This window comes from Candidatus Marinimicrobia bacterium CG08_land_8_20_14_0_20_45_22 (genome assembly GCA_002774355.1).
In the GTDB taxonomy this organism is placed as follows: Bacteria; Fidelibacterota; UBA2242; order UBA2242; family UBA2242; genus 0-14-0-20-45-22.
The window spans coordinates 23,369-37,562 of sequence record PEYN01000158.1; the positions used below are offsets into that span (position 1 = coordinate 23,369).

Sequence of the window (14,194 nt, forward strand, 5' to 3'; positions counted from 1 at the left end):
CGACTCAAACAGCCTCCATTTCAATCGATGCTTGTTCCAATTCAAAATTTACCGTGATTGTGCGGTCGATATTGACGAGAACCTGTTCCATCTGGAGCGGCGTGTAACCAATCATCGTCGCTCTGATGTTATAAATGTTCGGCGATACATTAAGAATGACGAAACGGCCGTCCGCGTCGCATGAGGCTCCTTGCTTATTTTCGACTTGAACAACTTTCCCATTATCCCAGATGCTTTCGATCATGACGTTTGTTCCCGGAAGCGGTGCACCGGTCGTTTTATCCGTCACACGCCCTACAATTTTTCCATAATCAGCCCATGCACTTCCAAAAAGACTCAAGGGGAGGTTTTACAATGTCAATAATTGGCTAATCTTGACCATCAAGACGTTGTCTCCGATGCTTCCGAACAACCGTTTGGTGTCTTTTGGAAGATCGAATCGTTTGAAGGTTTCATAATCCGTAAGGCATTGAGACCACACAAAATACACGACCGAACCGGTCATATATTCCCAACGAAGGACGAGATTTGACCGAAATTGCTTATAATTAAAGTCTTCTTGTCCGCGGAAAGAATAATCGGTGATGCCATCTTTTGGTTTAGATATTGCTTGGCGGAATTCTGATCGGTCGCCGAACCAATTTACACCCACGTATCATTGAATTTTTCTCCGGTGAACTTACTTATCTTTCATCAATAACTATGACCGTTTATGGAATTCTCACTGGTCGCGACACGAAACACTTCGGTATTGTTTAAAATGATGTACATGGCTATATTTACTTCCGGTTATTTACAAAGAACTATTATCCGATGCTTTTTCAGAAAGGGATTCTTCATGGCAGTAATCGGCATCGATCTCGGCGGGACAAAATCCGCGGCCGCAATATTTGACGAAAGCGGGCAAATCATTCATCGTAACATCTCGCCTTTAGATAAACGAACCGGCGGCGAAGTCGGTAAACTGATCCTGAACCAAATCGCTTCACTCAGACAATACGCCGCCGAAAAACGAGAAGATATTCGCGCAATTGGCGTTTCCGTTCCCGGAATTTATTATGCAACGACCGGAAAAGTCTGGGCTCCAAATATTCCTGACTGGACGGATTACCCACTTCTGTACGAATTGACTTCGAATCTGAACGATTCTTCAATTCGTATCAAAATCGACAGCGATCGCGCAGCGTACATTCTGGGCGAAACATGGCAAGGTTGCGCCAAGGGTTGCCGGAACGCTATCTTTGTTGCCGTCGGAACAGGCATTGGCGCGGGCATTCTCATCGACGGAAAAATCCTACGAGGAAGCCGAGATATTGCCGGAGCTACAGGGTGGATGGCATTGGACAAACCATTCAGACAGGAATATGTTTCCTGCGGTTGCTTTGAATACCACGCTTCGGGAGAAGGCATCGGCAAGGTCGCGCGTGAACTGCTCATAAAAAATCCGGACTATTCCGGCGTTCTTCGACAAAAACCGATCGATGAAATTAAATCTTACGACGTTATCGTTGCCTATTCTTCAGGCGACCCGATTGCTAAGCAGACAATCGATTCCGCCATCGAATTCTGGGGAATGGCAGTTGCCAACTACGTCAGTTTATTTAACCCGGAAAAAATCATCTTCGGTGGTGGCGTGTTCGGTCCCGCGGCGCAATTCATCGACCGAATTCGGGCAGAAGCACTAAAATGGGCGCAACCGATCAGCATTCATCAGGTCTGCATCGAAGCCAGTATTCTCGGCGGTGACGCCGGTCTAATCGGCGCTGGACGATTGGCACAATTGGAGATCGAATCCGATAATTGAGATGAATACAAAATTTCTAACCTTATCAATAAGGATTTATGTATAACAGAAAATTAGTATTTTGGGCGGCATGTCTCGGCATGTTGCTGTTTGGGATTGTGATGATTTCATTGGGAACCATCAATACCTTTTTGACGGAAAAATTCCAACTCGATCAACAGACCGTCGGCTCGTTAGCCGCTTTGTTGCCATTTGGGATTCTTGCGGGTTCACTGATTTTCGGCCCGATTTGTGATCGTTACGGCTATAAAGGACTTCTGATAATTTCAACGATCCTAATTCTTATCGGTGTCGAAATAATTGCTTTTGCAAAGAGTTTTTCAGTACTTCGATACGCATTTTTTCTGATCGGATTCGGCGGCGGAATAATCAACGGCGGAACGAATGCGGTCGTCTCCGACATCAGCGCCGAAGAAAAGGGCGCAAAACTGAGTTTACTGGGCGTATTTTTCGGAATCGGCGCGCTCGGAATGCCGGTTTTGGTCGGCGCGCTGAGTAAATATTTTTCAACAGAACGAATCGTGATGTGCGTCGGATTGCTGATCGTCGTGCCAATCGTTTTTTTCTCGCTGGTTCGTTTTCCCGAACCGAAACACAACCAAGGTTTTCCGCTTAAACAAGGACTCGGCTTGCTGAAAAACGGCACACTTATTCTCTTCGGCATCATCCTGTTTTTCGAAAGCGGCATGGAAGGAATGGTCAGCAACTGGTCAACGACTTATCTGGAAAAACATCTGTTCCTAACGTCAAAAGACGCTTTATATGCGCTCTCTTTTGTCATGCTGGGAATGACGGTTTCGCGGATTTTCCTCGGATATTTATTGACAAAAGTGCGAGATTACATCATCTTGCTTGTCTGCATCGTAATTATTATTTGCGCCGCGTTGATATTGAGATTTGCCGGCTCATTTCAAGTGGCAATCATCGGATTGACGTTGTTCGGCGTCGGTTTCTCACCGGCTTTCCCAGTACTTTACGGATACGCCGGAAATTTGTACGCACAATACTCCGGAACAGCCTTCAGCATTATCCTAACGATCGCTTTACTGGGAAATACGTTCCTTAATTATTCAATCGGCGTTATTTCCGATAACTATGGAATCGAACATTACCTGACCGTCATTTTAATCAGTGCTGTTATCATGCTGATTTTAGTCGGGTTGATCACTAAGCGAACCTTGTCAAAATTAAAAATATAAAAGTAAAGGAATCGAAATCATGCAGTTAGCAAAAGAATGGCTGAATAACGCCAAAACCATTATGGAGAGAATTGATAACACACAAATGGAAAGCATCCAGAAAGCCGCCGATGTGATGGCTGATACCATCGAATCAGGCCGATGGGTTCACACGTTCGGTTGCGGACATGCGACACTGCCAATTGAAGAAATGTATCCACGTATCGGTGGATTCGTCGGTTTTCATCCGATGATCGAACTCCCACTCACCTTCTTCACAAACATTGTCGGTGGCATGAGCGTCCATCAGTTTGTATTTCTCGAACGCGTCGAAGGTTACGGCATCGAAATCATGAAAGGATACAATTTTGATCCGCGCGACTGTATGTGGGTTTTCTCGCACACTGGAATTAATAATGTCAATATCGACATCGCACTGGAAGCAAAAAAACGCGACATGACTGTCATCGCATACGGATCGGCGGCAGAAGCAAAAGGTAAACAAACGCGTCATTCCTGCGGAAAGACGATTTTTGACATCGCCGACATCGTAGTCGATACATGCGTTCCGATTCAGGATGCGTCGGTCACTTTAAAAAATCACTACGATAAAATCGGTCCTGTATCGACAATTGCATTCGTCACAGCAGTCTGGATGACGGTGACGACTGTCGCGGAAATTCTCGCAGACCGCGGAGTCAAACTTTACATTCACCCATCGCATAACGCCCCCGGCGACACGACAGCAAAGGAAAGGTTATCGGAAGCACTTGCAGTGTATAAAAAAAGAATCGCAGGCGTCTGAATTTTCACCGTATTCCAAAAGAAAACGTCTTTGGAAATTCCAAAGAATTTTGATACGAAAAGGAAGATCATATAGTGAGTAATTTGCCGAAAAAAGCCATGGAGTTCTTGAAAAATCCCCTGATTAACGATTCGTTTTACCGGTTAAATCTCGGCATCACCAAATGCTATTTATTGAAATGCACAGACGGTTATTTGCTGATCGATACCGGATACAAACATAAATTCCGCAAATTTATTCGGGAAATTCACCGCGTCGGCGTCAAAATTGTCGACATCAAATATATCCTTTTAACGCATCACCACGATGATCATGCCGGTTTTGTCGCGGAAATGCGAACTTATACGAACGCACGGCTCATCATTCATGAAGAGTCCGCCCCTGCATTGCGAAAAGGTGAATCAGAAAATACGATGCAACCGATCAATCGCCGAATCAAAAAACTGTTCCCGATTTTCCGCCTCTTACACCCCGACTTCAAATTTCCACAAGTCTTTTTAAAAGAGGACGATATTCTGATCGCCAAAAATGACGACGAAATGCTGAGAACCATCGGAATTCATGGGCAAATCTTAATGACGCCGGGACATTCGCACGATTCTATGTCGGTTTTAATGGATGATGGAAGTGCATTCGTCGGTGATCTCGCAATGAACTTCCTCAAATGGACAGGCATTCGCTATCGACCGATCTATTATGAAAACATCGGCCAGGTTTTCGATAACTGGAAAAAAGTCGTGGATGCGGGAGCGAAGACGATTTACCCAGCGCATGGCAAACCGTTCCCAGCGGTAAAACTCATCGCATCGAAGTGGTACAAACTATATCGAAATCAAATCGATAGTAAGAACGCGCCTGCTGATCAACAGGCTGGTCCACCAAGTCGTTAGACGTCTGACTAACTTTCAGCTTTTCAGGAAGGAATAAAAACTTTCCCGCCAATTATTGTTTTCCAAACGGATAAGTCCGGATTCAGCAAAACGATGTCGGCGTCTTTACCAGTTTCAAGTGAACCTTTCCGGTCGTCGATCCCCAGTAATTTCGCAGGATGGATTGTCACAGTGTCGATCGCTGTTTTTAAATCACACCCTGTAAATCGCATAAACCTTTTAGCGATTTCAAATACACTGAGAGCGGTGCCGATGAGTGTTCCATCCAGATAAGTGGCGGCACCATTCTTCGACTCATATTCTTTGCCATTGTAGATATACCGACCGTCCGGCAACCCCATCGCCTGAATTCCGTCGGTGATACAGATGCATCGCTCCTTACCTAAAATCCGGTAAAGCATATCGACAATTGCCGGATGCAGATGAACGCCATCACCGATAATTTGAGCGGTAATCGTTTCGGACTCGAATATCGCCGTCAGCGGACCCGGAAACCGGTGGTGTAACGGCGGCATCGCATTAAAAATATGGGTAACATGATTAATCCCGAGATCAAATCCCGTGCGGGCTTCCTCATAACTGGCGTTTGAATGTCCAAACGATGGGATGATATTAGCATCTATCAGTTGACGAATGATAGGATGATTTCCAGCAATTTCCGGCGCGATTGTCATCATTTTTAGATTTTTTCCGGTGATTTCAAGAATTTCGTCGAGTGAATTTCCCTTCGGCGGGTAGATACTCCGGATCGAAATGCCGCCACATTTGACCGGATTGATGAATGGTCCTTCGAGATGAATACCGAGAATCGTGGCTCCGCTGAGATTTTTGCCAACATTTTGGGCAACAACACGCAAGTGATGATTCTTTTCACATGGCTTGACAACGGTTGTCGCGAGGAAGCCGGTGATTCCCAGACGCGCCAATGTACGAGACATGGTTTTCAAAGATTCATCGGTTCCATCCAGAATATCCGCACCGCCCGCGCCCTGAATGTGAATATCAATCAGTCCCGGAATCATTGTTCGGCCGCCGGCATCGATCTCATGCTGAAAATGCTCACTTTCGGAAAAATTGCCGAACGCCGCGATTTTCCCATCACGGATAGCAACGTCGGTGAGTACGCCGGGATTCTCAGCGTCATAAAGTTTGCATTTGCGAATTAATAGTTGATTTTTCATAATTTCCCTAACTCTAAAACATTTCGTTTATTTTGACAAAGCGATAGCCCTTCGATATCAGAATATCCAGCAGTCCGCCGAGTCGATTATAGAATTTTTCCGTCCTTTCGGGATGCGTCCCAATATGCGTCAGCAGAAAAAAACCGTTTAGCCCGTTTGGGTCTTCCTTCTCATAGTCCAGAATACTTTGAAAGATTGCATGGTTTGATCGGTAGTTCTTCATCGATGGAATTGTATAATCGGCGCTGGAAAGCGTTCCCGGCGTGTAGTTGATTAACGTAATGCCCATCTGCTTTGCCCACACCGTTACCGAATCATTGTACCATTCGTATGGAGGCATAAAGTAACGATGTTTCTCATCGATTCCGAAGCGCTCCATTTCTCGGTAATTATCTAAAAGGTCCGATTGAAATTGCGCCTGATCAACCAACAGTGAATCACGTTTTTCCCATGAGCAATAGAGCAAATGTTTGTCCGAGTGCGGACCGAGATAATGTCCCGCATGAACGAGTTTCTGGATTAATTCCCATATTCCTGCGTTCCGGTAAAAGTCGCCTGTGAAAAAGAAAGTCGCCCGGATATTCCGTTCTTTCAGCGTATTCAAAATAATTTCACCGCCGTCATAAAAATCAGCACCTGTAAAAATCAGCGCAATGGTTTTTACCGACCTGTCACCGCGTACGATTCCACCGCAGGCATAAGAATATTTCCCTTCATTTTTTGGACTCTGCACAAACAAACCGAATGAGCCGCAAAGCGCAAATATGATCAATCCGAAATATATCAGAAGTAAATTTTTGCTGTATCTTATCATTTATTCCCTTTAGTTTCTGTTTGCATTAAGTGTTTCGGCAATGTGCACATTTCTTATAAATGTAATCAGTTTTACGGTTTTTTCCCATTCCAACTTCTGGCCCCGTCGATTTAAATTTTATATGAGGCAACCTTTGATCACTTTATCTCGTCTTACAAACGTTTTTTCAATACAATAACAGGGAATAAAATGAATTTTAGGGCAACGTTAATTTTCTTCACGATTTCCATCATCGCTTTTGCTAAACCAAAACCCGACACGACTTCATCGGACGTAACCGTGAAAACCGTTTTGGCTGTCCGGAAAGACGCCGAGCCGATAACGATCGATGGAAGAATGACTGAATCCGCGTGGAGTTTGGCACCGGAAGGTAAAGCGTTCATTCAGCGCGATCCAGATGAAGGAAAATCTTCGACCGAAAGAACAACTTTTAAAGTACTTTATGACGATCGGAATTTGTATATCTGCGTCGTGGCATACGATTCAGAGCCATCAAAAATCCGCGGTATGCTGACGAGACGCGATACCGATTCGCCCTCTGATTGGATCGGGATTTCGATTGACAGCTACAACGATAACCGAACGGCGTTTGAATTTGGCATAAATGCCGCTGGCGTCAAATACGACGTTATGCGCTTTGACGACGAATCTCAAGACTTCAACTGGGACGCAATCTGGGACGGAGCGTCAAATATTGATTCAGCTGGCTGGATCGCTGAGTTCAGGATTCCTTTCAAAGAACTACGTTTTTCAGATGATAATAACGACGGCTGGGGTATTAATTTCATGCGGATTATATCACGAAAAAACGAGGAAACATACTGGGTTTCGATCCCCAAAAATGAATCCGGCTGGGTTTCTCACTATGGACGGCTAACCGGGATTTCTTCTATACCAAAGCAAAAACGGATTTACATTGCGCCATATCTGACCGCAGGATCGACGACATCTCAAGATTTAGTCACGGAAATTCATTCGGAAAAATATGACCGCGCCAGTAACATCGGCGCTGACATCAAATATGGATTGACCAACAATCTGACACTGGACATGACGATAAATCCGGACTTCGGACAAATAGAAGCCGATCCCGGCGAATTCAACCTGACTGCTTTTGAATCGTACTTACCGGAGAAACGACCGTTTTTTACCGAAGGAAACAATATTTTTAGTTCCAAGTTAGGATTTGGAGATGGCGACGAATCGCTAACGTCACTTTTCTACTCGCGGCGCGTCGGCAGAGCGCCTCACCGCGTTCTCGCAGATGAAGACGATAACGACACAACTTGGACAGAGGATCCAAAAATGACAAGCATTCTCGGCGCCGCAAAAGTTACCGGAAAAACGATAAATGGCTGGTCGATTGGGTTAATCAATGCGATAACCGACAAGGAAGTCGGAAAATTCATCTATCAATCCGGACGCACGGAATGGGAAACTATCGAACCTTTGACAAATTATTCGATTTTGCGATTTCAGAAAGATTTCCGAAACGGGCAAACGACTATCGGCGGAATGGCGACCGCAACACTTCGAAAAATCGACAACCCGAACCTCGAATTTCTCCACGATAGAGCATTGACTTCCGGGATCGACTTCTCGCACCAATTCCTGAATCACCGCTACATGATCGAAGGCACTTTTTCCGCATCGAATATTCACGGCCGCCCTGAAGCTATTCTTCAAACACAATTAAGTCCTCGACGATATTTCCAACGACTCGATGCGCGTCATGTGAGAATTGATAGTTCGCGGACGTCATTGACCGGTACGGCATATAAGTTTACTTTGGAAAAAACCGGCGGTAAACACTGGCAATGGGCAACAGGCGTTTTATCCTACAGTCCCGAATTCGAAATCAACGATGTTGGATACATTCGGCAGGTTGATCAAACATTGGAATTTGAATGGATAGGTTATTCCGAAAGAACGCCGGGCAAATGGTATCGTAATTACAATTTTAACATCTCGCAGTGGAACATTTGGGATTATGAACCGAAATATTTGGGATGGGGATCCAGCACGAATTTTTCCATCGAATTCTTAAACTATTGGGAAGCATGGTGCGGAGTACAAAATAACAGCAGGGGAATTTCTAACGACGCCCTTCGCGGCGGTCCATCTTTTCTTGTGCCGGGGAGAACCAACTTCTGGTTAGGTGTCAATTCCGACTCCCGGAAAAAAATCTTCGGCGAATTAAAATTTAGCGGTTGGAGCACCACCGACCAATCTGTTGGGATGACCATCTCGCCAGAACTCGTATTCCGCCTAACAACAAATCTGAAAGCCACATTGAACCCAACCTTCCAAAGTGAATACGATTCATGGAGATGGGTTGATAATGTTGAAGATGCCACTGGCAATCGTCATTATATATTCGCGGAAATGCACCAGAAAACATTTTCCTGTATCGTCCGGCTGGATTTCACATTGACGCCGAATCTTTCTGTCCAATTCTATGGCGAGCCATTCCTGACGGCAGGCAATTACCAGAATTTCACCGAAGCCGCTTATCCGCGCATGGGGCATTTTCAGGATCAATTCAGAGATTTTTCGTCCAACGAGGTCACCTATTTCCCAAACGACAAACAGTTTGGCGTTGATAATGATTCCGACGGTTCTTATGAATATCGATTCAGTAAACCGGATTTCCATTACAAACAATTCCGGTGCAATCTGGTAATCCGGTGGGAATATCTACCCGGTTCGTTGCTCTATTTAGTCTGGTCAAATGGATTAACAAACGCTAACGGCACCGGAACGTTCGATTTAAGGCACGATATCCGCGAGTTATTTTCCACTTCGCCAGAAAATGTGTTGATAGTGAAATTGAGTTACTTGTTAAACCGATAAACGCGACACGATATACATCCCTCAAAGGGTCCGGAGAAATTCGGACCCATTCTACTTTCACTCCAATATTTTTCAGGAATGACTTTTCCCAAACGCTTGAAAATTGTGTCCCAAAAAACGGTTTTTCCTCTTGAATATTTATCGAAATATCGGTAGCATAGGTTTGTTCATTTTGAAAACCATGAAACTATAAAAAATATGAAAACCTTTCCTCCGCTCCAACCTCAGCCACTTAGATTGGTCAATTCTATCCAACATTATTCGTGGGGCATGCGCGGAGAGTCTGCATTCATTCCAAAACTTCTCAACATTCCGGCGGAATTGAACACGGCGTACGCCGAACTTTGGATGGGCGCAAATTCCAGCGCTCCTTCAAGAGTTTTGCTGGGCACTTCCCAAATTCCGCTAACAAAGTTGATTCGTCAATATCCCCAGGAAATCTTAGGACCGCAAGTCGTATCTCACTTTGGAAAACAGTTGCCATTTTTGTTCAAAATCCTCTCCGCCGGAGAAGTTCTGTCAATTCAGGCTCATCCAGATAAAAAACAGGCAGAAGCGATCCATCGAATCGACCCAAAACATTATCCCGACGATACCCATAAACCAGAAATTGCCATTGCGTTGGACGAACTGACAGCGCTTGTTGGTTTTAAAAATACGGCCGAGATTCTCTCGGTGCTGAAAAATTATCCCGAAATATCCGGCTTCATAGGACACGAGGTCGTATCATTTTTTCAGTCGAAGTCAAACAAGCCGGAAGTCAGGCAACAATTTCTCTCCACTTTCTTTCAATTTTCGATCAAAAAAAGAAGCGAGTTGTCTAATTCGATTGATTATCTCGAACGCCGTCTGTTGACTCTTTCCGCACAGACCGAAACGGAATCCCTCTTTCTGAAATTGCGAAAGAAATATCCCGGATCAGATATCGGACTGTTTGGACTTTTTTTCCTGAACCTGATTCATCTGAAAACCGGCGAAGCGATTTTCTTGCCGGCTGGCGTTCCGCATGCTTATGTATATGGTAACATCGTTGAGTGCATGGCAAATTCGGATAATGTTGTCCGCGCCGGACTAACGCCTAAGTTTCAAGATGTACCGACGTTGATCAATATTCTTGATTATTCAGAAAAAAATGTTTCGATACTAACCGACGATAAGAACGCAGAACGCTTTACATATTCGACACCCGCTGATGAGTTTGCCGTCCAACGGTATCGGCTCTCGCTTAACAAGTCAATATTCGTTCAAAAGCCTCAAACACCGGAAATTTTGATCTGCATTGACGGCAAAGCCGATCTCCTCTTTCCAATTAACGGTTCGATACAAGCAATGCGCCTTAAAACCGGGGACTCGGTTCTTGTCCCGGCCGTCTTGGAACGTTACGAATTAAAAACTGCCGAACGATCTGTTATTTTCTCCGCTTCAACACCGCAATCCTCTTTCTAAACACTTCTGGAGAATAATTCATGTGGTATTTAATTTCCCTACTTTCCGGCTTTTTCATGGCAACCGCCGACGCTTACACTAAAAAGGAATCCGCCCGCACACAGGCCGTCGTGTTGTCATGGATCCGCGAAGCCTATGCGCTTCCATTTCTATTGCCGATTCTCGCTTTTATCAATATTCCACCGATTGACTGGACGTTCATTGGCGCTATGGCAATTTGCGTCATCATCGATTTAATCTCGACCTTCCTATACATGCGCGCTTTGCAAATTGCTCCACTTTCTTTGACGGTTCCATACCTTGGATTATCGCCGTTATTTCTTCTCGTAATTCCGACCCTCTTTCTCGGCGAAACTCTTTCGCTTGCCGGAGTTCTTGGCGTGATTCTTATCTCGATTGGAACATACCTGTTACAAATCGACCGCGCGAAGTACGGACTATTTGAACCATGGCTGGCAATTTTTAAAAACCGCGGTTCGTTATACATGTTTATCGTCGCGATTTGTTACGCAGTCACCGCAACGCTTGGAAAATTGGCGATCCAGCATTCTTCGCCGCTTTTCTTTGCCACCGTTTACTTCTTCCTGCTAACCGTTGGATTTACACCGTTTGCGCTAATTACTAATAAGGGAAAAATCAAACCATTATTTCAATTCCCGATAGAACGAATACGAATCGGTTTGGCAATGGCCTTGATGGCTATTCTCCACTTTACCGCCATTGGAATGATTCAGGTCGCTTATATGATTTCTCTGAAACGACTTTCGCTATTGTTTGTAATTTTATATGGATGGTGGTTTTTTAATGAGAAAAACATCCGTGCGCGACTCGTTGGAGGGACAATTATCATTATCGGCGCGGTGTGCATCGCGTTCGCATAGCCGCACCTGAAAAATTTTATATCGTAAAAATCGGAATCCTTCGTCCAACTACAACACTCACGCCAAGTTCACGCGCTCGTTCGATAAAGCCGTGATATATTTTGTGTGAAACGAAGACAAATCCTTTTGCATTCAGAAGTTTGACCGTTTGCTGAAAAGATTTCAATTCCATGAATGAGTCGTGCGTAATCGGATACGAAAAACACTGGAAAATATAGAGCGTGCTTCCTTTCATCATTGCAATATCGATCAGATTTTCGCTTTTATTGCCAAGAGGAAGAGATTCTTTATCAAGTCGGACATCTAACCGGACATCGTCGTACTGGCTCTTATGCACCCGGAGGAAAACCATTTCACGGAGCCAGCCGCCGTTTAGTAAATATTCCTCGGGATTTTTGAAAATCTCAACCACTTTTTGACCGGCTCCGCCGCCAAATTTGCATTTCATTCGATCTTGCTCAGCATCATATTCGATCAAAAATTTTATCCTTCCATCATCATAATCCCATTTTACACTTTGTTTGACATTGCCCATTTTAATCCATTCATCACGGATTTTATCAATATGAGGAACCAAATTATCGATATGTACCGCAATGAAATAGGTCAGCGGGCTTCTCCTTCCGATCTCAGGATCAAAACGAGTTCCGTAGGTCATTTTGATACCTTGTAGCGCGATGAACTCATTCACAGTCAGCGCTGCTATCTGATAATATTTCGATTCGCCTAAACCAATATTGATAATCTTGAAGTGATGCGTATCGATGTAGAAGACCTCTTTATTGGCTTTTCGAAAAACATCCGCCGCCAGAACCGCCTGCAGGCGATCTCCGCCAGTAACATTCAGCAAAATCTCATGCTCTGGATAATCACGAAGAATAGCCTGACAAATTTTGACAAAAGAATTGACATCATCGGAGAGAATTTCGCGCGTCTCAAACATAGGCGCCATGTAAGTTGCGACAGCCGCTTCGATTTGTTGAGCGATAGTTTTCTGATGTGGTGTCCGAAGCCATACGACGGCATCCGGCTTTTTAAGTACCAAGCCCAGAAAGCCATTGATCGGCGAATCATCCAGGAGGCAAACTTCCAACAAAGGCATCTTTAACTCCTTTTTTTCTGTTTTTCACACTGTCCAAACGCCTTAAAACTTATTAACACTTAAATTTACAAATAAATTTTTCTTTATCAAGAACGGATTTTCATTTCCTCCTGAAAAGACAAAAAAATAAGCGGCTTCCGTTTTTGGAAACCGCTTATCTTGGATATAAGATTGACGAGATGTCTATTTTATTGCAGGTTGCTGATAACGGAATATCTTTCCTTCGTAATTTTTCAGGATAACTTCATTATCGTTAATCTCCTGCAGATATTCAGGAAGGAGCGGGATCTTCCCGCCACCGCCTGGCGCATCGATAACAAAGTGCGGAACGGCCATGCCAGATGTCCATCCGCGAATCGCTTTGATGATCTCCAATCCTTTCTCGACTCGGGTTCGAAAGTGTTCCGTCCCATAAACCATATCCGCCTGATAGATATAGTAGGGTTTGACGCGAGTGGCTAACAATTTTTGCATGAGTTTTTTCATCACTGCCGGATCATCGTTGACGCCTTTGAGTAGAACAGTTTGACATCCCAACGGGATTCCCGCATCGGCAAGACGCCCCAGCGCTTTCACGGCAATCGGCGTCAGTTCGTCCGGATGATTGAAATGTACGTTTATATAGAGTGGATGATATTTCTTCAGTATTTTAACTAGTTTACTGGTGATTCTTTGTGGCAGGTAACACGGAACGCGCGAGCCGATTCGGAGAATCTCAATATGTTTGATTCCCCGAAGCCTTGACAAGATATTTTCGATCTGCTTATCGCCAAGAACCAGTGGATCGCCACCCGAAATGATAACGTCCCGGATTTCAGGATGGCTAGCAATATATTTGATTCCCTGATCGATAAATTTTAAACTGATTTTGGTCGGATCGCCGACTTTCCGCTTTCGGGTACAAAACCTACAGTAGGAAGCACAATCATGCGAAACCAAAAACAGACATCTGTCAGGATAACGATGTACGATACTGGGAACGGGCGAATCCTTTTCCTCGCAAAGCGGATCAGAAAGCAGTTGATCCTGATGAAGTTCTGCCAGGTCGGGCACAACCTGTTTATAAATTGGGTCACCTTTTTCCTTGATTAGCGATAAATAATAAGGATTGATTTTGATATCGAACACCTTATCCAATCCCTTCAACTCTTCGATTGGGACGTTCAATTTCTCCGAGATTTCTTCGATGGTTGTCAGACTTTTCTTTAGTATTTTTTGCCACTGCTCCATGGCTGTTTCG

At 44.4% G+C, this 14,194-nt stretch carries 13 protein-coding genes; 7 read left to right on the top strand and 6 right to left on the bottom strand.

The window, feature by feature from the left end; all coding sequences use genetic code 11:
- Positions 1 to 4: 4 nt before the first annotated feature.
- Positions 5 to 340, bottom strand: coding sequence for a hypothetical protein (locus COT43_09175; protein PIS27677.1), 336 nt, complete (start codon positions 338 to 340; stop codon positions 5 to 7).
- A 9-nt stretch (positions 341 to 349) separates the two neighbouring features.
- A complete protein-coding gene (locus COT43_09180) occupies positions 350 to 652 on the bottom strand; it encodes a hypothetical protein (GenBank protein ID PIS27678.1) in 303 nt (100 codons plus the stop codon).
- Between the two features lie 186 nt (positions 653 to 838).
- Between COT43_09180 and COT43_09185 the strand changes: the two genes are divergently transcribed.
- The 4 genes from COT43_09185 (at position 839) to COT43_09200 (ending at position 4,677) form a co-directional block, all read left to right on the top strand.
- Positions 839 to 1,804 (top strand): sugar kinase, encoded by a 966-nt coding sequence (locus tag COT43_09185; GenBank protein PIS27679.1) that lies wholly within the window; start codon positions 839 to 841, stop codon positions 1,802 to 1,804.
- Positions 1,805 to 1,842: 38 nt separating this feature from the next.
- A complete protein-coding gene (locus COT43_09190; GenBank protein PIS27680.1) occupies positions 1,843 to 3,003 on the top strand; it encodes an MFS transporter in 1,161 nt (386 codons plus the stop codon).
- Between the two features lie 19 nt (positions 3,004 to 3,022).
- Positions 3,023 to 3,787 (top strand): SIS domain-containing protein, encoded by a 765-nt coding sequence (locus COT43_09195; protein ID PIS27681.1) that lies wholly within the window; start codon positions 3,023 to 3,025, stop codon positions 3,785 to 3,787.
- A gap of 74 nt (positions 3,788 to 3,861) precedes the next feature.
- Positions 3,862 to 4,677, top strand: a complete 816-nt coding sequence (locus COT43_09200; GenBank protein PIS27682.1) for a hypothetical protein — start codon at positions 3,862 to 3,864, stop codon at positions 4,675 to 4,677.
- A gap of 23 nt (positions 4,678 to 4,700) precedes the next feature.
- On the opposite strand, the gene nagA is transcribed toward COT43_09200, so the two are convergent.
- Together nagA and COT43_09210 are read right to left on the bottom strand one after the other, a co-directional pair.
- Positions 4,701 to 5,858, bottom strand: a complete 1,158-nt coding sequence (gene nagA, locus COT43_09205) for an N-acetylglucosamine-6-phosphate deacetylase (protein ID PIS27683.1) — start codon at positions 5,856 to 5,858, stop codon at positions 4,701 to 4,703.
- Between the two features lie 13 nt (positions 5,859 to 5,871).
- On the bottom strand, positions 5,872 to 6,672 hold the full coding sequence (locus tag COT43_09210; protein ID PIS27684.1) for a polysaccharide deacetylase: 801 nt from the start codon (positions 6,670 to 6,672) through the stop codon (positions 5,872 to 5,874).
- Positions 6,673 to 6,861: 189 nt separating this feature from the next.
- Here COT43_09210 and COT43_09215 point away from each other — a divergent pair, with 189 nt between their 5' ends.
- The 3 genes from COT43_09215 to COT43_09225 all read left to right on the top strand — a co-directional run bounded on the left by COT43_09215 (position 6,862) and on the right by COT43_09225 (position 11,852).
- Positions 6,862 to 9,525, top strand: a complete 2,664-nt coding sequence (locus COT43_09215; GenBank protein ID PIS27685.1) for a hypothetical protein — start codon at positions 6,862 to 6,864, stop codon at positions 9,523 to 9,525.
- A 198-nt stretch (positions 9,526 to 9,723) separates the two neighbouring features.
- Positions 9,724 to 10,971 (top strand): mannose-6-phosphate isomerase, class I, encoded by a 1,248-nt coding sequence (gene manA / locus COT43_09220; GenBank protein PIS27686.1) that lies wholly within the window; start codon positions 9,724 to 9,726, stop codon positions 10,969 to 10,971.
- A gap of 20 nt (positions 10,972 to 10,991) precedes the next feature.
- Complete coding sequence (locus tag COT43_09225) at positions 10,992 to 11,852, top strand: hypothetical protein (GenBank protein PIS27687.1); 861 nt, start codon at positions 10,992 to 10,994, stop codon at positions 11,850 to 11,852.
- A gap of 16 nt (positions 11,853 to 11,868) precedes the next feature.
- Here COT43_09225 and COT43_09230 read toward each other — a convergent pair whose 3' ends face one another.
- Positions 11,869 to 12,954 carry a hypothetical protein gene (locus tag COT43_09230; protein ID PIS27688.1) on the bottom strand — a complete coding sequence of 362 codons (1,086 nt, stop codon included), beginning with the start codon at positions 12,952 to 12,954 and terminating at the stop codon, positions 11,869 to 11,871.
- Positions 12,955 to 13,137: 183 nt separating this feature from the next.
- A complete protein-coding gene (locus tag COT43_09235; GenBank protein ID PIS27689.1) occupies positions 13,138 to 14,184 on the bottom strand; it encodes a lysine 2,3-aminomutase in 1,047 nt (348 codons plus the stop codon).
- Positions 14,185 to 14,194 lie beyond the last annotated feature (10 nt).

Bases quoted from the DNA above. Each gene is read 5' to 3' on its own strand.
- COT43_09215 (PIS27685.1), top strand. From the start codon at position 6,862: ATGAATTTTAGGGCAACGTTAATTTTCTTCACGATTTCCATCATCGCT.
- COT43_09190 (PIS27680.1), top strand. From the start codon at position 1,843: ATGTATAACAGAAAATTAGTATTTTGGGCGGCATGTCTCGGCATGTTG.
- manA (PIS27686.1), top strand. From the start codon at position 9,724: ATGAAAACCTTTCCTCCGCTCCAACCTCAGCCACTTAGATTGGTCAAT.
- COT43_09185 (PIS27679.1), top strand. From the start codon at position 839: ATGGCAGTAATCGGCATCGATCTCGGCGGGACAAAATCCGCGGCCGCA.
- nagA (PIS27683.1), bottom strand. From the start codon at position 5,858: ATGAAAAATCAACTATTAATTCGCAAATGCAAACTTTATGACGCTGAG.
- COT43_09225 (PIS27687.1), top strand. From the start codon at position 10,992: ATGTGGTATTTAATTTCCCTACTTTCCGGCTTTTTCATGGCAACCGCC.
- COT43_09230 (PIS27688.1), bottom strand. From the start codon at position 12,954: ATGCCTTTGTTGGAAGTTTGCCTCCTGGATGATTCGCCGATCAATGGC.
- COT43_09235 (PIS27689.1), bottom strand. From the start codon at position 14,184: ATGGAGCAGTGGCAAAAAATACTAAAGAAAAGTCTGACAACCATCGAA.
- COT43_09195 (PIS27681.1), top strand. From the start codon at position 3,023: ATGCAGTTAGCAAAAGAATGGCTGAATAACGCCAAAACCATTATGGAG.
- COT43_09210 (PIS27684.1), bottom strand. From the start codon at position 6,672: ATGATAAGATACAGCAAAAATTTACTTCTGATATATTTCGGATTGATC.